The sequence below is a fragment of the Pseudomonas cremoricolorata genome (genome assembly GCF_000759535.1).
GTDB classification, from domain to species: Bacteria; Pseudomonadota; Gammaproteobacteria; order Pseudomonadales; family Pseudomonadaceae; genus Aquipseudomonas; species Aquipseudomonas cremoricolorata_A.
On sequence record NZ_CP009455.1, the window covers coordinates 4,447,912 to 4,465,301 of the forward strand.

At 66.3% G+C, this 17,390-nt stretch carries 18 protein-coding genes and 1 pseudogene; 15 read left to right on the top strand and 4 right to left on the bottom strand.

All coding sequences use genetic code 11. The annotated features are described in order from the left end of the window. Positions 1-27: 27 nt before the first annotated feature. A complete protein-coding gene (locus LK03_RS20015) occupies positions 28-1,317 on the bottom strand; it encodes a helix-turn-helix domain-containing protein (protein WP_049870575.1) in 1,290 nt (429 codons plus the stop codon). A gap of 170 nt (positions 1,318-1,487) precedes the next feature. Next, entirely contained in the window at positions 1,488-2,456 is a 969-nt protein-coding gene (locus LK03_RS20020; RefSeq protein ID WP_038414285.1) for a helix-turn-helix domain-containing protein, read from the bottom strand. Positions 2,457-2,666: 210 nt separating this feature from the next. Between LK03_RS20020 and LK03_RS20025 the strand changes: the two genes are divergently transcribed. From LK03_RS20025 to LK03_RS20035, 3 genes are all read left to right on the top strand, one after another. Beyond that, positions 2,667-4,043, top strand: a complete 1,377-nt coding sequence (locus tag LK03_RS20025) for an aspartate aminotransferase family protein (RefSeq protein WP_038414286.1) — start codon at positions 2,667-2,669, stop codon at positions 4,041-4,043. Positions 4,044-4,071: 28 nt separating this feature from the next. Beyond that, positions 4,072-5,523: an aldehyde dehydrogenase family protein gene (locus LK03_RS20030; RefSeq protein ID WP_038414287.1), complete on the top strand. Its 1,452-nt coding sequence runs from the start codon at positions 4,072-4,074 to the stop codon at positions 5,521-5,523. 81 nt (positions 5,524-5,604) lie between these two features. Then, entirely contained in the window at positions 5,605-6,168 is a 564-nt protein-coding gene (locus tag LK03_RS20035) for a cytochrome b (protein ID WP_038414288.1), read from the top strand. 130 nt (positions 6,169-6,298) lie between these two features. Here LK03_RS20035 and LK03_RS22975 read toward each other — a convergent pair. Both LK03_RS22975 and LK03_RS20045 read right to left on the bottom strand, forming a co-directional pair. Further along, positions 6,299-6,761, bottom strand: a pseudogene (locus tag LK03_RS22975) (REP-associated tyrosine transposase). Next, on the bottom strand, positions 6,680-8,017 hold the full coding sequence (locus LK03_RS20045) for a hypothetical protein (protein WP_038414289.1): 1,338 nt from the start codon (positions 8,015-8,017) through the stop codon (positions 6,680-6,682). Before LK03_RS20045 ends, LK03_RS22975 begins: the two are co-directional and overlap by 82 nt. 205 nt (positions 8,018-8,222) lie before the next feature. Between LK03_RS20045 and LK03_RS20055 the strand changes: the two genes are divergently transcribed. Genes LK03_RS20055 through LK03_RS20110 form a run of 12 tightly spaced genes read left to right on the top strand, consistent with a single transcriptional unit; the run spans position 8,223 to position 17,385 of the window. Then, on the top strand, positions 8,223-8,606 hold the full coding sequence (locus LK03_RS20055; RefSeq protein ID WP_038414291.1) for a DUF6152 family protein: 384 nt from the start codon (positions 8,223-8,225) through the stop codon (positions 8,604-8,606). A 50-nt stretch (positions 8,607-8,656) separates the two neighbouring features. After that, positions 8,657-9,424 carry a hypothetical protein gene (locus LK03_RS20060; RefSeq protein WP_038414292.1) on the top strand — a complete coding sequence of 256 codons (768 nt, stop codon included), beginning with the start codon at positions 8,657-8,659 and terminating at the stop codon, positions 9,422-9,424. Between the two features lie 36 nt (positions 9,425-9,460). Next, on the top strand, positions 9,461-10,966 hold the full coding sequence (locus tag LK03_RS20065; protein ID WP_081951652.1) for an alpha/beta hydrolase domain-containing protein: 1,506 nt from the start codon (positions 9,461-9,463) through the stop codon (positions 10,964-10,966). Between the two features lie 26 nt (positions 10,967-10,992). After that, entirely contained in the window at positions 10,993-11,481 is a 489-nt protein-coding gene (locus LK03_RS20070; RefSeq protein ID WP_038414293.1) for a DUF6644 family protein, read from the top strand. Positions 11,482-11,515: 34 nt separating this feature from the next. Then, positions 11,516-12,004 (top strand): DUF6644 family protein, encoded by a 489-nt coding sequence (locus LK03_RS20075; RefSeq protein ID WP_038414294.1) that lies wholly within the window; start codon positions 11,516-11,518, stop codon positions 12,002-12,004. Then, positions 12,004-12,708 carry a hypothetical protein gene (locus LK03_RS20080; RefSeq protein ID WP_049870576.1) on the top strand — a complete coding sequence of 235 codons (705 nt, stop codon included), beginning with the start codon at positions 12,004-12,006 and terminating at the stop codon, positions 12,706-12,708. The genes LK03_RS20075 and LK03_RS20080 overlap by 1 nt, the downstream gene beginning before the upstream one ends. After that, positions 12,705-13,637 (top strand): metal ABC transporter solute-binding protein, Zn/Mn family, encoded by a 933-nt coding sequence (locus LK03_RS20085; protein WP_038414295.1) that lies wholly within the window; start codon positions 12,705-12,707, stop codon positions 13,635-13,637. The genes LK03_RS20080 and LK03_RS20085 overlap by 4 nt, the downstream gene beginning before the upstream one ends. After that, entirely contained in the window at positions 13,634-14,329 is a 696-nt protein-coding gene (locus LK03_RS20090) for a metal ABC transporter ATP-binding protein (RefSeq protein WP_049870577.1), read from the top strand. Before LK03_RS20085 ends, LK03_RS20090 begins: the two co-directional genes overlap by 4 nt. Beyond that, positions 14,326-15,231 carry a metal ABC transporter permease gene (locus tag LK03_RS20095; protein WP_038414296.1) on the top strand — a complete coding sequence of 302 codons (906 nt, stop codon included), beginning with the start codon at positions 14,326-14,328 and terminating at the stop codon, positions 15,229-15,231. Before LK03_RS20090 ends, LK03_RS20095 begins: the two co-directional genes overlap by 4 nt. Next, positions 15,228-16,247, top strand: a complete 1,020-nt coding sequence (locus LK03_RS20100; protein ID WP_240478631.1) for a metal ABC transporter solute-binding protein, Zn/Mn family — start codon at positions 15,228-15,230, stop codon at positions 16,245-16,247. The genes LK03_RS20095 and LK03_RS20100 overlap by 4 nt, the downstream gene beginning before the upstream one ends. Continuing rightward, positions 16,244-16,558: a hypothetical protein gene (locus LK03_RS20105; RefSeq protein WP_038414297.1), complete on the top strand. Its 315-nt coding sequence runs from the start codon at positions 16,244-16,246 to the stop codon at positions 16,556-16,558. The genes LK03_RS20100 and LK03_RS20105 overlap by 4 nt, the downstream gene beginning before the upstream one ends. Before the next feature lie 8 nt (positions 16,559-16,566). Further along, complete coding sequence (locus tag LK03_RS20110) at positions 16,567-17,385, top strand: DUF4198 domain-containing protein (RefSeq protein ID WP_038414298.1); 819 nt, start codon at positions 16,567-16,569, stop codon at positions 17,383-17,385. The last annotated feature ends 5 nt before the right edge of the window (positions 17,386-17,390 follow it).

The following is a 17,390-nucleotide window of genomic DNA, read 5'->3' on the forward strand; positions in this document are numbered from 1 at the left end:
ATCGCAGTTCGATTCGGCGGGGCACCCTTATTTCGTCGCAGCTCCAGGTGCTGCAACCACCTGCGCCACCCCAGCCTTGCGACTGCGCCACAGCGTGCCGACCTCCAGCGGGCGAGCGATGAGTCGTTCGGCGGCGACGTTGGACGGGCCGAAAGTGCGCACTTCATACAGCGCCTCGAACGCAGCGCTGTCGCCCACTGCCGCTTGCAAGCGGCCCAACTCCACCGCGCTCGAAGCGAGCTTGGCCGCTTCCACCAGCGCCGGGTCCATGATCCCGGCGACCACCACGATGTGATTGCCTGCAGGCCCGGGAAAGCGCGCCAGGTAGGCGTAGTCGTGGCGCATGATGCGCTCGGTGGACGGCTCGTCCCAGTCCGATTCGAAGCGCTCGCCGCTGGCCTTGTCGATCAGCGCCGCGCCGTTAGCGGTGAGGGTGAACCCCGACAGGTCGAAGAACGGCTCCTTGAGATCGCCCAGGCTGTCGAGCAGCCCGACATAGACGATGTCGTGGTTGCTGAGCATTTCGTTGGTAAAGCGTGAGGTGGTGACGTTGCTGACCAGGTTCGGCTGGCGTGGCCGGGTGGCGCTGGCCACCGGCGCCACGGCCACCAGCGCCGAAGCCAGGCCGCTGGGCAGGTGGTAGGTATTCATGTCGACGTAGCGCTGGCTGAGGTTGGGCATGCGCTGCTTGTAGTGCTCGAGTGCGGCGCTGGAGGTGATCGACTCGTCGGCAACCATGCGCGTGATGGCGCCGGACGCGTTCTGTTCACCGAACACGTAGAAATCCCCCGAGACCACCAGCACCGGCGCCGAGCCGCTGGCCACGCCCTGCCACAAGCGGCTCTGAGTGCGCGTGTCCTGCGGCCCCTGCCCGCCCCACAAGGCCCAGCCGGCCCCGTTCAGGGCCAGCAGCAAAGCGGCGCCGGCAGCAAAACGCCAACGGCGCCAATGCTGCGGCAGCGGCAGCTCATCAGTGCTCGGTGTATCGCCGCTGGCAAGCACCAGGCGGTAGTCGCCACGCGGTAGCATCAGCCGCTGGCCGTGCTCATCGACCGGCACGCCAGCGAGTTTCTTGCGCAGCCGGTGAATGTGTACGCGCACCGTGGCGTCGGCGGTCAGGTCGACGTCGGTGGTACGCCCGAACACCACCTGGGCGATCTCGATTTCCTTGGTGGCCGTGCCGCTGATCGAGCGTTCGAGGAGGAACTCGAACAGGCGAATCATCCGCCGCGACTTGCCCAGCACACCGCTGTTGACAATTTTCTCGCCGTACGCAGCAAGCTGCGCTGGCTCCTGCAACCTCTGCGTGGTGTCCATTGCATGATCCCCTGTGCTGGCGCAACACCTGCCCATACGCAACCTGCCCTTCAGGCGTCGAGTGTGCGCCGGGCGAGGCGATGGACACGATGAGCGCGACCCTAGCCTAGCCGTCAGGCCACGGTGACCCGTAGCCTGAATCGGCACCCGACGCGTGCTGGCGAACGCGCTCAGGCACAGCAGCGCGCGGGGATCGCGGCGCGGGTGGTACGCGAAGGCAGCTCGGCGAACAGCTCGGCGTATTCGGCGGCGAAGTGGCTGAGGTGGTAGAAGCCCCAATTGGCCGCCGCATCGCCGATGGACAACTCAGCAGCGCAGGTCGACATCAGGGTGCGGCGCACGCCGTTCAGGCGTACCGAGCGCAGGTAATTGAGCGGTGTGGTTTCGGCCACCGCGCGGAAGCTGTTCTGCAGCGTCCGGCGGCTGACCTGCAGGCGCTCACACAGGTCCATGACACTGGGTGATTCGAGCAACTGGGCAAGGGCCATGCGGTGGCATTTCTCGACGATGAAACTGCGCGTCGAGCTGGGGCTGCGCTGCTGTTTGTCACAGGCCGGGTCGATCATCAGGTTCAGCACTTCGCTGAGCATGGTCTGCTCCAGTGCCGACTCACGCTCAGGCAGGGCATCGAGTTCATCCTGGGCCAGGGTATCGGCGAACAGCGCCAGCAGGCGTCGGCGGGTCTGCGCGAAGCGCTGCGGGGAAACGCGAATCACCGGCTGGCGCAGCAGTTGCTGCAGCTCGGTGGTCGCCATGGTCTGTTCCAACGCCTGCTCGAACAGCGCGCGGTCGAAGGTGATCGACAGCAGTTGCATGCCTTGGGGCATGTGAAACATGAACTCTTCGCCACCGTGGAGGAAGAACAGGCTGCTCTCGTCGACGTCGCGCCCCTGCATGCGGATCGAGCCGGGCACATTCAGTGGCAAGGCGAAACACATCTTGCCGCGCGGCGCGACGCCGTTCTGCACCACGCGCTGGTTGATCTGTTCGAGAAACACGTGGCAGCCGGCGGTGGTCAGTTGCATCAGCGAGCATTCGGCCGAGCCTGCGGTCAGCTGGCTGTAGTCCTGGTGCCACTGCTGAACCGTGGCAGCATGCACGTGAATGTCGTGAAAATGGCTGATCGTCTGATGTCGCATGGGATTGCAAGCCTCCAGCACTTTTATTGTTTTTGGGATCGCCGTCTTTTTCGATACTGGCATACCGCTTAAGGCCTGCAAGCGTTTTATGACGCCCGGTAGCCCACAGGCGCGGTTCAGACGCAGGATGTGCCGATTCGGGATACCGCAGGGTCTGGGGCGCCATGGATCATCGATGACACTCGAAGAATTCACCCCGGAGAACACCCCATGAACGAAGCCCAACTCGAAGCCCTGCACTTCGCCGATGCCCCGCGCATCGTCTCGAGCGAACTGCCTGGCCCCAACACCCGTGAAGCGCTGGCGCTGTCGGCCAGTACCGAGTCGATGGCGCGCGGTGGCGGACGCATGCCGATCGCCATGGACCGCGCGTTCGGCGCCACCTTCAAGGACCCGGACGGCAACACCTTCATCGACCTCTCTGCCGGCGTTGGCGTGAGCAGCGTGGGCCGCTGCCACCCGCAGGTGGTGCAGGCCATCCGCGAGCAGTCCGAAGTGCTCATGCACGCCCTGGAAATCAACAGCACGCGGCGTACCGAACTGGCCGCCAAGCTGTCGGAAATCGCCCCGCCGGGGCTGCGCGGCGACTGCATCACCTTCTTCACGCAAAGCGGTAGCGACGCCCTGGAAGCGGCGGTCAAGTTCGCCAAGCGCATCACCGGCCGGCACCAGATCATCGCGTTCCATGGCGGCTACCATGGCGTCTGGCATGCCTCCGGCGCGCTGACCACCGGCACTGCCTACCGCAAAGGCTATGGCGCGCAGATGGGCGGGGTGATTCACGCGCCCTACCCCTACGCCTACCGTTTCCCCTTCGACACCACCCACAAAAGCGCCGAGCAGATCGCCGGCGAGTACGTCGACTACCTGCTCAACACGCCCTACACCGCCGCCGATGACGTCGCTGCGGTGATCGTCGAGCCGGTCCAGGGTGAAGGCGGCTACGTGCCGCCGTCGCCAGAATTCCTGCAACTGCTGCGCAAGGCCTGCGACCGCAGCGGCGCGCTGCTGATCGTTGATGAAGTGCAGGCCGGTGCCGGCCGCACTGGCAAGATGTGGGCAGTGGAGCATTCCGAGGTCAAGCCCGACATGCTCACCTTCGGCAAAGGCATCGGCAGCGACCTGCCCATGGCCGGCCTGATGATGCGCTCGGACCTGGCGGCGCAGATTCCGGACGGCTCGATGCCCAACACCTTCGCCGCCAACTCACTGTCTTCGGTGGTGGCGCTGACCAATATCAGCATTCTTCAAGACCCTGAGCTGGACCTGCTCAACCGTGCTCACGCCCTGGGCCTGGAGGCGCAGGAACGCATTCGGGGCTTCAACAGCCGGTTGGTTGGCGAGGTGCGCGGGCGCGGCCTGATGATCGGCATCGAGCTGGTCGAAGACCCTGTCACCAAACAGCCGTTGGCCGGCGAGAAGATTGGCCAACTGATGGGCTACCTGATGAACCACGGCGTGCTGATGATTCCCTGCGGGCGCTACAGCAACGTGATGCGCATCATGCCGTCGCTGACCATCTCGCGGTCGCTGTTCTTCAAGGCCCTGGACATCTTCGGCGACGCGCTGGCCTCGCTCGAGGCGTGAGCCTGCCCATTTCCCAAGGGACATACCCATGACTCAGCATCTGAATCACTTCATCGCAGGCAAGTCGGTCGAGGGCAGCGGTGCGCGCATCGAGCTCATCGACCCGGTCACCGAACAGGTCTACGCAAGCTCAGCACGCGGCACCGCCGCAGACGTCGAGCGCGCCGTCGCTGCCGCCCATGCCCAGCTCGAGGGCGGCGCCTGGAGCCAGCTCGACGGCGCCCAGCGTGGGCGCCTGCTGACCAAGCTGGCCGACCTGGTGGAACGCGACAGCGAGCAGTTGGCCGACATGGACGCCAACGCCATCGGCCGGTCGCCGATGGAGCCACGGCGCATGGACTTGCCCAACGCCATCGCCAACCTGCGCGCAGCCGCAGGCTGGGCCAACCAGCTGGAAGGCCGCACCATCCCCACCGGCGGCTACTTCGGCAGCAAGACCTTGTCGTACACGGTGCGTGAGCCGGTGGGCGTGGTCGGCGCGATCGTGCCGTGGAACTCGCCCTTGATGATCACCGTGTGGAAGCTGGCGGCGCTGCTCGCAGCGGGCTGCACGGTGGTCATCAAGCCATCGGAGGAAACCCCGCAGTCAGCCTTGCACCTGGCCGCACTGGCCCAGGAAGCGGGCTTTCCCGACGGTGTGATCAATGTCGTCACCGGCTACGGCGCGGAAGTCGGCAAGGCCCTGTGCGAACACCCGCAGGTGGCCAAGATCAGCTTCACCGGCAGCCCCGAGGCTGGCCGCGAGATTCAGCGCACCGCCGGCGTGCTGTTCAAGCAGGTGGCGCTGGAGCTGGGCGGCAAGAGCCCGCAGATCGTCTTCGACGATGCCAGCTTCGAAGACGCCGTGCGCGGCTGCGCCCTGGGGCTGTTCGCCAACCAGGGCCAGGTCTGCGCGGCCGGCTCGCGTATCCTGGTGCAGCGCAACCTGGCCGAACGCTTCGGCGCCGCGCTGGCCGAGGCGGCGCAGGCGGTGCAGGTCGGCGACCCACGCGAGGATGGCGTGCAGATGGGCCCGGTGGCCAAGAAGACGCAGTTCGAGCGGGTCAACCGCTACATTCAGCTGGGCATCGACCAGGGCGCCACACTGGCAGCCGGTGGCGTCTCGACGCCGGAGCGGGGATGGTTCGTACGCCCGACGATCTTCACCAACGCACGCAATGACATGGCCATCGCCCAGGAGGAAATCTTCGGCCCGGTGGGCACGCTGATCGTGTTCGACACCGAAGCCGAAGCGATTGCCCTGGCCAACGACTCTGCGTATGGTCTGGCCGCCACGGTGTGGACCGGCAATCTGGTGCGTGCGCACCGCGTGGCCGCAGCGATCAAGGCCGGTGCGGTGGGCATCAACTGCTGGAGCCCGCTGGATGCCAACCTGCCGTGGGGTGGGGTCAAGACCAGCGGCATCGGTCGTGAAGGCGGGTTCAGCGGCGCGCTGGCCTACACCGAAGAAAAGGTCATCACGGTGCTGCTGCCGAGCTGACCTGCGCCGGCGCCCCGGCGAGCAACCTGCGTCGGGGCGTCGGTTCATTGCGCAGGTTGCGCCAAGCGTGGAGAAACCGTGATGACCGCCTACCAACAAACGGCACTCGACCGTTACCCGACCGCCCTGCGGGTATTGCACTGGACCCGCGCGGTGCTGATTCTAGGCCTGCTCTGGGCCGGCTGGCACATGACCGGCATGGACGACGAGATACCCAGCAAGTTCGAGCTCTACTACCCCTGGCACAAGTCATTCGGCGTGCTGGCCTTCCTGCTGGTGCTGACCCAGATCGCCGTGCGCCTGCGCACACCGCACATCCCCCGCCCCTTGCAGACCCTGGCGCCCTTCGAGCGGACCTTGTCGAGCCTGGTGCAACGGGCCATGTACGTGCTGCTGGTGGTGGTGCCGCTGATGGGCTACTCGATGTCGAGCACCTTCACCATGAGTGACGGGGTGTTCTTCTTCGGCGTCGACCTGCCGGAACTGCTGCCCAAGAACGATGACTGGTTCGTGGTGTTCCAGTGGCTGCACAAGGTGCTGGCCTACACCCTGCTGGCGCTGATCGCCCTGCACGTCGCCGGGGCGCTCAAGCACCGTTTCCTGGACCGTGATCCGAGCAAGGATGTCTTGCGCCGGATGCTGTGAGGGGAACGCGGGACATCGACGGGGCCGGCTTTGCCGGCCTTCGCGCAAGGTTCGCCGATGCGCTGAGCGCACTGCCGGCCAGTCGCTGCCATGGCCTATGCAACGCCAGTGGGATCGCCGTAGCCGTGCTTCAAATCCATGCCGTGTGCCAATGCGAATACTCGCCGACTGTCCTCACCCGCCCCGCCCGAACAGCGTTGGTCACGGTCTATCTGGCAACGCTCAGCACGTTCTCCTCTCGACGCAGCGCAGGGTCGTGGTAGCCGGCCTGCCAGATCGGATACCCCCGCAACCCTGCCCGGTGCAGCAGCCCACTCGAACGCGATTCGAAACGACGCATCAGGGGTGTCAGGGACGCATCCTCGAGTTCGATCAACCAGTGTATGGGGCCGCGCATCACCACCCACGCCAGCGACCGGCAGGCATCCTCATGATCTGACGGTCGCAGGTGTCGAATGACGGTACGCGTGTGTGAGCCCGCTCAACAAAGGCTGACGGTGGTGGCCGACCGTTAGAACGACAACCAGACAATGAACTGCAAATACACGTTGGTAGCGGCACTGCCACTCTGCACGCCGCCGTTGCCTTGCCATTTGTCGGGCTTGTAGAAGCCCACCAGGGGCGACAGGGTGACGTGGTCGGTCACTTGCCAGTCGAGGAACAGGTCGATCTCGCGGGCGCTGAAGTCCAGCTCATCACGGCGTGACATCTGCTTGAAATCGAAGGCCATGGCGTTGAGGGTCAGGCGCTCGGTGGGTTTGAGTTGCAGCAGCACGTCGTTGATTTCCATGTTGGCCGTCACCGAGCCGCCATAGTTGACTGCCACCTCGCCCTGATACCGGCCGCGGTAGCCGCCCTGGAAAAAGAAGTCCCAGCCTTCGGAGTAGCGTGAATAGCGGTAGCTCACGGTGGGCTGCCAGGGCGTATCGACGAAGGTGTAGCCGGCATCGAAGAACATGCCGCGCTGCGAGCCGGAGCGTTTTTCCTGACGCGCCACTTCGAAGGCGAAATCGGCGTTCTCGATGCCGGCATTACCCTGGCCGCGAATGCTGTAGATGTTCATGCCCTTGCGCTCGCCACGGTCGCCGAACACGTAACGTTCGTCGACATCCAGCCCGCGCACGTAGGTCGAGCCGAGCGAGCCGATCGGTGTGCTGTAGTCGACCGTGGCCACGGCCATTTCGGTCTTCGACTGCCCGGGGTTGTCCGATTTCAGCCAGATGAGGCTGCCATGCAAGCCTTCAGTGCCGCCCAGCTTGAGCACCGCCGTATTGCCAAAGGCCAGGCGCTGGCCGAGGTAGAACGCACCGCCGCGGTCGAAGCGCCCGTCGCTGACACCCGGGATGGGGCTGAAGGCCTTGCCGGTGTTGAAGCCGTCGTCGGTGATCAGAAAGCCGTCCACCGTGACCAGTTGCCGGCCAAAGGAAAAGTCCACGCCGTCCTGCCCCAGCCAGGGGATCGCATCGCCTGAACGCCAACCGAGAAAGGCATCTTCCAGGGCACTGGTGCGCTCGGTGCCGGCGGTGATGGCGCCGATGTCGCCGTCACCCCAGGTGCCCGAGCTGAGCATGCTCAAGCCGCCATAAACCGAGCCGGCCCCGAGCTTGTCGGTGCTGCCGGTCAAACCGTACTTGGCATAGCCCTCCTGCCAGTGCATGCGTCCCGGGTACTGCTCCGGGTTACCGCGGTAATTGCGCGAGGCGCTGTACCAGCCAAAGCCTGCGCCAAGTTCTGCGTTGAGCACCGTGGCGCCGTCATCTTCGTTGTACAGCTCGTAGGCCTGGGTCGGCGGCGCCAGCGCACAGAGTGCGAGCAACGGCAATAACGACGGGCGGCGGGAAGTGCGCATGACGTCTCTCCTGTTCTTATTGTTGTTAGGCGAGCGCCGAGTGTTCGACTTGGGACGGGCGAGCGTTAACCCAAATCAGCACATGCAGGTATTTGCACGGCGGGGTCATGCCCAGCGGCAGCAGTTGCCGTTTTCGGATACGGCCAGGGGCCGGGCTGGCCGTAGGCTGGACCCATAAGAACGTATAAGAACCGAGGCGCTCGCCATGAAACCGATGTCATCCCTGCGCAAGGGCCTGGGCCTGCTGGCCCTGGTGACCTGCATCGCGCTGCCGGCCATTGCCACGGCGCACCATTCCTTCGCCATCTTCGACCAGACCAAGACCATCACCGTCAAAGGCGTGGTCGCCCGTTTCGTGTGGAGCAACCCGCATATCTCGATCTATTTCGATGTGCCTGGCCCGCCCGAACAGCAGCTGAAAATCGAGACCGGCAGCGTCAACGCCATGAGCCGCGCCGGTTGGAAAGCCAGCTCGATCAAGGCCGGCGATGCCGCCGAGCTGACCTTCAAGCCGCTGAAGAACGGTGACCCGGGCGGGCTGCTGGTGGAAATCAAGACCGCTGAGGTGACGCTGTCGGGTGGCGGCTGAACCTGCTCGTTCCTGCGCGTGAACATCCCCCCTGGCTGGAGACGCTGGCAATGAAATCGACCCACCGCAATGCCCTGGCCTGCACGGCCCTGGGCCTGATCCTCAGCACCGTCAGCACCCTCAGCGGTGCAGCGCCCGACGCGGCAAAAGCAAGCCCGCGCGCCGACATCAGCGGCACCTGGGAGCGCACCCCGGACGACTGGTTCGGCGAAGATCCCGACGATCCGGTACACCCCGGCGGCCCGATGCCGCTCAAGCCGGCCTATGCCCGCGACTACGCCGCGCTGAAAAAGCGCCAGGCCGCCGCCAACGAAGCCGGAACGCCGCTGGTCACCACCAGCTCGCGCTGCCTGCCCGAAGGTATGCCGGTGATGATGGCGGCGCTGTTTCCCATCGAGATCATTCACGACGACAAGCAAGTGATCGTGCTAGGCGAATACCTGCAGCAGGTGCGGCGCATCGTCCTCAACGAGCCGATGCCGCCGCTCAAGGACCTGGACCCCAGTTACCAGGGCTATTCGCGCGGGCACTGGGAAGGCGACACCCTGGTGGTGCAGACCCGCGGCGTGCGCACCGACGATGTGATGTTCTACGACGTGCCCCACGGCAGTGAGATGACCATCACCGAGCGCCTGCGCCTCAAAAGCCCCGACCTGCTGGAAAACCAGGTGCAGATCGACGACCCGCAGGTGCTCACCGGGCCTTATCGCTTCACCTTCGACTACAAGCGCTCGGACTACCGCATTCACGAATACGTCTGCGAGAACAACCAGCTTGAAGTCGACAGCGACGGCAAGACCCACCTCAAGCGCGACTGACGCTATCGCCCATCGACCCGTTCAAGGAGGTTGCCGATGCCACCCCTGATGCCCTGTGCCCGCACGCGCCTGCTGCCTGGCGCCCTGCTCGCGCTGCTGCTGAGCAGCCCTGCCCTCGCTGAAGTACCGCGCATGCCCAGCGTCAGCGCGGTGCCGCCCTCCGGCCAGTTGCCGCTGTCCTCGGCCAAGCGCCAGGGCACCGAGTACAGCGATCTTGCGCACTACGGCTATGTCGAAGAAGAGTACTACCTGCAAGGCACCGCCCCGGCCATTACCGCGGCCGGCAAGAGCCTGCTCGAGGCGCCGTACACCACGCGGATACTGGTGCGCAAACCGGCCGACCCGGCGCGCTTCAACGGCACCGTGGTGATCGAGCCGTTCAGCTGGTTCGGTGAGCGCGCCGCCGGCTGGATCCTGACCCGTGACTACCTGCTGCGCCGCGGTTATGCCTACGTCGGCTACACCCTGAACATCAACAAGCCCGAGGTCGACCCCAAGTTCATCGCCGCCACGCCCGAAGACACCGCCGCGCAGATCGCCCAGTACGGGCGCATCGTCAACTTCGACTTCATGCGCCGCTTCGACTACGCCCGCTATGCGCCGCTGGCCAGCTACTACGACCCGCAGCGGTTCCAGCGTGGCGATGGCCCCGACCCTTTCGTGCCGCAATCCCAGGGCATCGGCGCGCAACTGGCGCTGCTGCTCAAGAGCGACGAGGCCCACGGCCCGCTGGCCGGCCTCAAGGTCGAGCGGGTGTATGTCGACAGTTGGGCAGTGACCGCGCAGGTGTGGATGGACTACCTCGACCAGGGCCGTCACCAACAGTGGCGCATGCCCGACGGCAGGCCGCTAATCGACGCCTACATGACCGGGCGCATGGCCTACGGCGAAGTCGGCGGCGAGGTGCTTCGAGTGCCACGGCAAATGCCCGGCGACGTGCCCTTCGTCACCGTCTACAGCCAGTCGGAACTGATGCACGACGTGCTCGAAGGCATCGCCCTGCCCGCCGACAGCGACCAACCCAGGCTGCGCTACTTCGAGGTGACCGGCATGCCGCACCTGCGTCTGGCCGACCTGGGCACCGAGCACACCGAACAGGTCGCCGCCGACATCGGCAAGGGCGACGACCCGCAGTGCCGCACGCTGTCTGACGAGCCGGTGCAACTGGTGGTCGCGGCGCTGCTCGACGGCATGGACCGCTGGGTCCGCGAGGGCACGCCGATGCCCAAGGCGCCGCGAGTGCTGCGTAACGGCAAGACGGTGGTGCGCGACCCGGCCACCGGCAACATGCAAGGCGGTGTGCGCCCGCCCTGGGTGCAGGTGCCCAGCGCCACCTACCTGACCGACCAGGAAAGCGGCTGCGGGCTGATCTACGACACCAAGGTGCCGTACTCGGCGCAGCGTCTGCGCCAGCGCTACGGCAGTTTCAGCCAGTACCAACAGGCCTTCGACAACGCCAAGCGCGCCTCGGTCGAGCAAGGCTACCTGCTGCCCGAAGATGCCGCGGGCCTGCGCCCGACCGCGGCACCTGAAGATTTCTAAACCCCGTTCGCTGCGAGAGAACGCCCATGTCTTCCCTACCGATCGTCGAGTGGCTGTATGCCACGCCTGTCAGCAGCGCCATCCGTGACCTGCTGTGGGTGGTGCCCAGCGTACAGAGCCTGCACATCATCGCCATCGCCGTGATCTTCGCCAGCGCGGTGCTTTCCGATCTGCGCCTGGCCGGCCTGTTCGCCCGCGACCTGCCCACGGCGCAGGTGATCCGCCGCTATTACCCGTGGATGCGCGGTGCGCTGCTGGTGCTGCTCGCCACCGGGCTGGTGATGGCCATCGGCGAGCCAGACCGGGTGCTGGTCAACAGCGTGTTCTGGCTGAAGATGGCCCTGGTGATCGTGGCTTTCCTGCTCGCCTGGCAGGTGCGCCGGCCCTTTCTGCGCAGCCGCCAGGGGCCTGGCAGCGACGTCGAGCGCCCCGGCCTGGCGCCCCTGGCGTGGCTGTCGATAGGCCTGTGGTGCGTGGTGATCTTCTGCGGCCGCTGGATCGCCTACGCGATCTGAGCCGCTTTCCTTTGACCTCAACCGGGTACTTTCCATGGACCTACAAGCCGTGCTGCAAAGCCTCGAGTCCACCGCACTCGCCACCACCCTTCGCGAATCGGCCAACGCCTTCCCGGCCCTGGAGTCGGTGCATGTGATCGGTATCGCCCTGGTGTTCGGCACCATCAGCGTGGTCGACCTGCGCCTGCTGGGCCTGACCGCGCATCGCCACAGCGCGCAGCGGTTGATTGCCGAGCTGCTGCCATTCACCTGGGTGGCGTTCGTAGTCTGTGTGCTGACTGGCTCGCTGATGTTCATCGCCAACGCCAGCACCTACGCGCAGAACCCGATGTTCCTCGGCAAGCTGGCGCTGCTGGCACTGGCCGGGCTGAACATGGCGGTGTTTCACCTTGGCGCGTTCCGCCGCATCAGCGAGTGGGACACCACCCTGCCGCCGCCACGCCCGGCGCGCCTGGCAGGCCTGGGTTCGATAGCCCTGTGGGCCGGGGTGATCTTCCTCGGGCGCTGGATCGCCTTCGTCTGATGAATACGCCAATCCAGCCTGCGCGCACCCGCATACGACCCCGCTCGGGGCGCGGCGAAACGCTGATGCTGCTGATGGTCACCCTGGCAGTGCTACTCAGCGTCACCGGTTACCTGCTGTGGCGTCCCGAGCGCAGCGGCCCGCCGACGCCGCTGAGCTGGCAGGTGCGTTCCTTCGACGGCCTGGGGCCGGTCGATCAGGCGATTCACAGCGCGCTGCTGCCGGCTGGCGAAGAGATCATCTGGAACAACGACGACACCGGCGAGTGGATCAGCCTGGAACGCGCCCAGAAGATGCTGTTGCCGCCGTTCTACCGCGACGGCTTCTGGCGCAGCAACGGCGAGGTGCACTGGCAACTGGTCTTGCCAGGCACCCACCTGGGCCACCAGAACCCCGAGGCCAGCCACGCCGAAGATGCTGCGCCCGCCAGCGAGGTGTCCCAGGCCACCCAGGGCCAGGGCGCCACCGTGTACTACGGCAGCGGCGGCCATGCGCCTGGACAAAGCGCCTACCTGCTGGTCATCGGCCATGCCCATGCCGGGGTGATGTGGGCCAACCAGGCAACGATCTGGATTCATTCCAACCCCAATGCGCCCTACCCGGCCATCGTCAAGGCCGAGTCACTGGTCGGCGAAGGCTGGCGTCAGGTCATTCCCTACGACGGCAGCCGTGAACTTGAACGCGTACAAGGAACCCCGCCATGAATGCCCAAGCCCTCTACCGCGCACGCCTGTACCGCTGGCTGGCGCTGCTGATGCTGCTGCCGCTGATCGCCCTGGCCGCAGATGAACCCGGCGCCGGCAAACGCCTGCAGATCGGAGTCACCCTGCACCCCTACTACAGCTTCGTGGCCAACATCGTCGGCGACCGCGCCGACGTGGTGCCGCTGATTCCGGCCGAGGCCAACCCGCACAACTACCAGCCGCAACCCGACGACATCACCCGAGCCATGAAGCTCGACGCCCTGGTCGTCAACGGCATCGGCCACGATGAATGGGCGCGGGAGATCGTCAAGGCCGCCGGCCGTCAGGACACCCTGCCGCTGATCCAGGCCAATGCCGCCGTGGCGCTGATCCCCATTGGCGGCGATCAGGACGGGCTCAAGGTGGTCAACCCGCATACCTTCGTCTCCACCACCGCAGCGATCCAGCAGGTGTTCGAAATCACCCGGCGCCTGAGCGAACTGGACCCGCGCAACGCCAGTGTCTACCGGCACAACGCGCTGGCCTACGCCGGGCGTATCCGCGCCATGCGGGCGCAGTACATGCGCCGCTTCGCCGCCCTCGACCTGTCGCAGTTTCGCTGCGCCACCACCCACGCCGGCTACGACTACCTGTTGCAGGAATTCGGCCTGTTCGTCACGGCGGTGATCGAGCCGCGTCACGGCGTGGCGCCGACCGCCCGGCAACTGGCCAACACCGTCGACACCATCAAGAAAGCCAACGTGCGCGTGCTGTTCGCCGAGAAGAACTTCTCCCTCGACCTGGCCAAGCCGATCGAAGACGCCACCGGGGTGAAAGTGTTCGCCCTGTCGCACATCACAGGCTCGGCCTACAGCGCCGATGAATACGAGAACGCCATGCGCGAGAACCTGGAAACCCTGGCCGCCGCCGTGGAGTACACCCAGCCATGAACCAGGCCAGCGCGGTACGCGGCCCGGCCGTGGTATTCGATGACGTATCGCTGCGCCTGGGCGGGCAGACGGTGCTCGAGCAGGTGAGCTTTCGTATCGAACCTGGCGCGCTGCATTGCCTGGTCGGCCCCAACGGCGGCGGCAAGACCTCGCTGCTGCGCAGCCTGCTCGGGCAAATGCCGCATAGCGGGCAGATTCACCTCGAAGGCGCAGCGACACCGCTGGGCTACGTGCCGCAATCGCTGGACTTCGACCGCAACGTGCCGATGACGGTGAACGACGTCATGGCCCTGCTCGGCCAGCGCCGCCCGGCCTTCTTCGGCGCCGGTCGGCGGCAACGGGCCGTCTACGCGCAGGCGCTGCAACGCACCGGGGTGGGTGAGCTGGGCGCGCAGGCGTTCGGCAGTCTCTCCGGCGGTCAGCGCCAGCGCGTGCTGCTGGCCCAGGCGCTGAGCCCGGCGCCGCGCCTGCTGCTGCTCGATGAGCCCAGCGCCGGCATCGACGAAAGCGGCGTGCGTCTGCTCGAGGCGCTGGTCGGCGAACTGCACGCCAGCGGCGTCACCGTGCTGTGGGTCAACCACGATCTGCAGCAGGTCCGGCGTATCGCCCAGTCGGTGACGCTGATCAACCAGCGCGTGCTGGCCCACGGCCCGGCCAGCCTGCTCGACGACCTGCCTGGAGCTGCCCGATGAACGCCTTCTACGATTTCATCCGCGAACAGCTGCAAGCGCTTGCCGCCAGTGGCGTGCTGCCGCAGCCCTTCGAATACACCTTCGTCATCAACGCGCTGCTGTGCGCGGTGTTGATCGGCCCGCTGCTCGGGGTGCTCGGCTCGATGGTGATGATCAAGCGCATGGCCTTCTTCAGCCAGTCGGTCGGCAATGCGGCGATGACCGGGGTTGCCATCGGCGTGCTGGTCGGCGAGTCGTACACCTCGCCGTACCTGTCGATGTTCGGCTTCTGCCTGTTGTTCGCCCTGACCCTGAAGTACACCCAGCAGCGCACGCAGTTGGCCAACGACACGCTGATCGGCGTGTTCCTGTCGATTTCGTTGGCGGTCGGCGCCTCGCTGCTGCTGTTCGTCTCGGCGAAGATCAACACCCACGTAATGGAAAGCGTGTTGTTCGGCTCGATCCTGGCGGTCGACCACACCGATATGAACGTGCTGCTGGCGGTCATGCTCGCCTGCGCGTTGATCGGCCTGCCGCTGTACAACAGCATGCTGCTGGCCAGCCTCAACCCGAGCCTGGCGCATGCCCGCGGCATTTCCATTCGCACGGTCGAGTACCTGTTCGTGGTGCTGGTGACCCTGGTCACGGTGGCCTGCCTGAAGATCATCGGCGCGGTGCTGGTCGAGGCGCTGCTGCTGATTCCTGCCTCCGCGGCGCGCAACGTCACCCGCTCGCTGCCGGCGATGGTCGCCCTCGCCGTGCTGATCGCCACCTTCTCGTGCGTGGTCGGCATTCTGCTGCCCATGCAGTTTCACATCCCGGTGCCCACCGGTGGCGCGATCGTGCTGGTCGCGGCGCTGGTGTTCCTCGCCACCACCGTCATCCGCGCGACCTCACCGCGCTTCAGGGGAGCCAGCGCATGAGCCGAACCCGTCGTCCATCCCAGACACTCTTCACGCTGCTGCTGGCCATGCTGTTGAGCACGCCGCTGGCCGCCATGGCCGAGGGCAAGCGTCAGCAGGTGCTGGTCGCCCTGCCCGCGCTGCAGGCGCTGACTGCGCAGCTCAGTGAAGGCACGCAGATCGATGTCGTGCGTGTGCCGCAGCAGCAGGCGGTGCCGATGGAAAGCCTGGGCAGCGCCCTGGCGCGCCTGGACCCGGCGCCGTTGCAGCGCGCCGATGCGGTGGTCACCTTGAGCCGCCTGTGGCCAGCCGACCCGCTGTACGCGGCAGCGCGCCGGCAACAGCTGCGCACCGTCGAGATCGACGCCTCGCGCTCATGGGATGCGCACATGCCCGCCGTGGCGGTGGTGCACGTGCCAGCCAACGACGTGCCTTGGGCCGCGCCCAGCACGGCCGAGCAGCCGCTGTCGCCGTTCGTCTGGCTTGGTCCGGTCAACGCCATGCGCATGGCCGCGCTGATCGCCGCCGACCTGGCGCGGCTGTCACCGCCCGATGCGCCGCGCATCACCGCCAACCTCAGCCAGTTGGAAAGCGGCTTGCGCCAGCTCAAGGCCGAGTACGGCGCGCGCATGCTGGCGCTAAACGATGTGCGGGTGCTGTCGCTGGCCACCGAGTTCAGCTACCTGTTCGATGAATTTGGCGTGTACGTGGAGGGCGTGTTCGCCCGTCAGGACCTGGACTGGAGCGCCGCCGACCGCGCCGCGCTGAGCGCCTACCTGCGTGAGCGTGACATTCGCGTGGTGGTGCACAAGTGGCCTCCGGCTGACGACATCGCCGCCGCCATCACCGCTGGCGGTGCGCGCCTGGTGATTCTCGACAGCGGCAACCCCGGCCTGCTGGCTGACCCATCGGTGCGTTACGACGCCCTGCTGCGCAGCAATCTCGAGGCCTTGCTCAAGGCCTTCGACGCCAAGCCCGAGCCCGCGACCGCACCCGGCGCAGTGGCGACCACGACCCTGGAGACACACACCCGATGAACACCACCGCTCACCTGTTGCTGGCCGCCGCACTGCTCACGGCACCGGCTGCCTTCGCCCACGGCCCGGCCTTCGACTGCTATCTGGAGGGCGCCGGCGGGGTGAAATGCGAAGCCGGTTTCACCGACGGCAGCTCGGCCGCCGGACGCACCATTCAGGTCCGCGACAGCCGCGGCAAAGTGCTGCTCGAAGGCCCGGTGGCGGCCGATGGCAGCTACCGCTTCCAGGCGCCGAGCGGCGACTACGCCGTGACCTTCCTCGGCGGCGACGGCCATGACGCCACGCTGCAGTCCTTCGACATCACCCAATGAGCACGCCCATGACCTATCAACGCCCCCTGCACGCCCTGGCCGCCGCCACTGCCCTGAGCCTGAGCGGCGCCGCCCAGGCGCATTTCCAGGTGCTGTACGTCGACGACACCGCCCTGCCACGGGCGCACCCGCTGGAACTGGCGATGGTGTTCACCCACCCGTTCAGCGGTGGCCCGACCATGGCCATGGGCAGCCCGCTGGCGTTCAACCACATCAGCGCCCGCGGCGAGAAAACCGACCTGCGCAGCTACCTGCGCCCGGTGCAATGGCACAGCCCGGACAACGCGGCGACGGCCTACCGCGCCTCACTGCCCCGCGAGCTGGTGCGCAGCCTGGGTGATCACACCTTCGTGCTCGAACCCGAGCCGTACCTTGAAGCCGAGGAAGGCTTGTACATCCAGCAGTTCACCAAGCTGGTGATCAATGTCGGCGGGGTGCCGGGCAACTGGTCCGAACCCCAGGACCTGCCCGTGGAAATCCAGCCGCTGAGCAAGCCCTACGCGAACTGGACCGGCGGCGTGTTCCGCGCACGGGTGCTGGCCGACGGCAAGCCGGTGCCGTTCGCCAAGGTGGAAATCGAGTACCTGAACCACCCCGTCGAGTTCAACGCCAATGGCTTTGCCAAGACGCCCCAGGTCAAGGCGCCACAGGCCTCGTTCAACGTGCAGAGCACCTACGCCGACGACCTGGGCATCGTCACCGTGGGCCTGCCGCGCGCCGGCTGGTGGGGCATTGCCGCACTGGACATCGGTGCGAAGAAGACCTACCAGGGCAAGGCGCTGTCCCAGGATGCGGTGCTGTGGGTGCAGGCCACCGACATGCAATGAGCGCA

Excerpts from the sequence above, each read along its gene's own strand:
- LK03_RS20015 (WP_049870575.1), bottom strand. The coding sequence starts at position 1,317 with ATGGACACCACGCAGAGGTTGCAGGAGCCAGCGCAGCTTGCTGCGTAC.
- LK03_RS20020 (WP_038414285.1), bottom strand. The coding sequence starts at position 2,456 with ATGCGACATCAGACGATCAGCCATTTTCACGACATTCACGTGCATGCT.
- LK03_RS20025 (WP_038414286.1), top strand. The coding sequence starts at position 2,667 with ATGAACGAAGCCCAACTCGAAGCCCTGCACTTCGCCGATGCCCCGCGC.
- LK03_RS20030 (WP_038414287.1), top strand. The coding sequence starts at position 4,072 with ATGACTCAGCATCTGAATCACTTCATCGCAGGCAAGTCGGTCGAGGGC.
- LK03_RS20035 (WP_038414288.1), top strand. The coding sequence starts at position 5,605 with ATGACCGCCTACCAACAAACGGCACTCGACCGTTACCCGACCGCCCTG.
- LK03_RS20045 (WP_038414289.1), bottom strand. The coding sequence starts at position 8,017 with ATGCGCACTTCCCGCCGCCCGTCGTTATTGCCGTTGCTCGCACTCTGT.
- LK03_RS20055 (WP_038414291.1), top strand. The coding sequence starts at position 8,223 with ATGAAACCGATGTCATCCCTGCGCAAGGGCCTGGGCCTGCTGGCCCTG.
- LK03_RS20060 (WP_038414292.1), top strand. The coding sequence starts at position 8,657 with ATGAAATCGACCCACCGCAATGCCCTGGCCTGCACGGCCCTGGGCCTG.
- LK03_RS20065 (WP_081951652.1), top strand. The coding sequence starts at position 9,461 with ATGCCACCCCTGATGCCCTGTGCCCGCACGCGCCTGCTGCCTGGCGCC.
- LK03_RS20070 (WP_038414293.1), top strand. The coding sequence starts at position 10,993 with ATGTCTTCCCTACCGATCGTCGAGTGGCTGTATGCCACGCCTGTCAGC.
- LK03_RS20075 (WP_038414294.1), top strand. The coding sequence starts at position 11,516 with ATGGACCTACAAGCCGTGCTGCAAAGCCTCGAGTCCACCGCACTCGCC.
- LK03_RS20080 (WP_049870576.1), top strand. The coding sequence starts at position 12,004 with ATGAATACGCCAATCCAGCCTGCGCGCACCCGCATACGACCCCGCTCG.
- LK03_RS20085 (WP_038414295.1), top strand. The coding sequence starts at position 12,705 with ATGAATGCCCAAGCCCTCTACCGCGCACGCCTGTACCGCTGGCTGGCG.
- LK03_RS20090 (WP_049870577.1), top strand. The coding sequence starts at position 13,634 with ATGAACCAGGCCAGCGCGGTACGCGGCCCGGCCGTGGTATTCGATGAC.
- LK03_RS20095 (WP_038414296.1), top strand. The coding sequence starts at position 14,326 with ATGAACGCCTTCTACGATTTCATCCGCGAACAGCTGCAAGCGCTTGCC.
- LK03_RS20100 (WP_240478631.1), top strand. The coding sequence starts at position 15,228 with ATGAGCCGAACCCGTCGTCCATCCCAGACACTCTTCACGCTGCTGCTG.
- LK03_RS20105 (WP_038414297.1), top strand. The coding sequence starts at position 16,244 with ATGAACACCACCGCTCACCTGTTGCTGGCCGCCGCACTGCTCACGGCA.
- LK03_RS20110 (WP_038414298.1), top strand. The coding sequence starts at position 16,567 with ATGACCTATCAACGCCCCCTGCACGCCCTGGCCGCCGCCACTGCCCTG.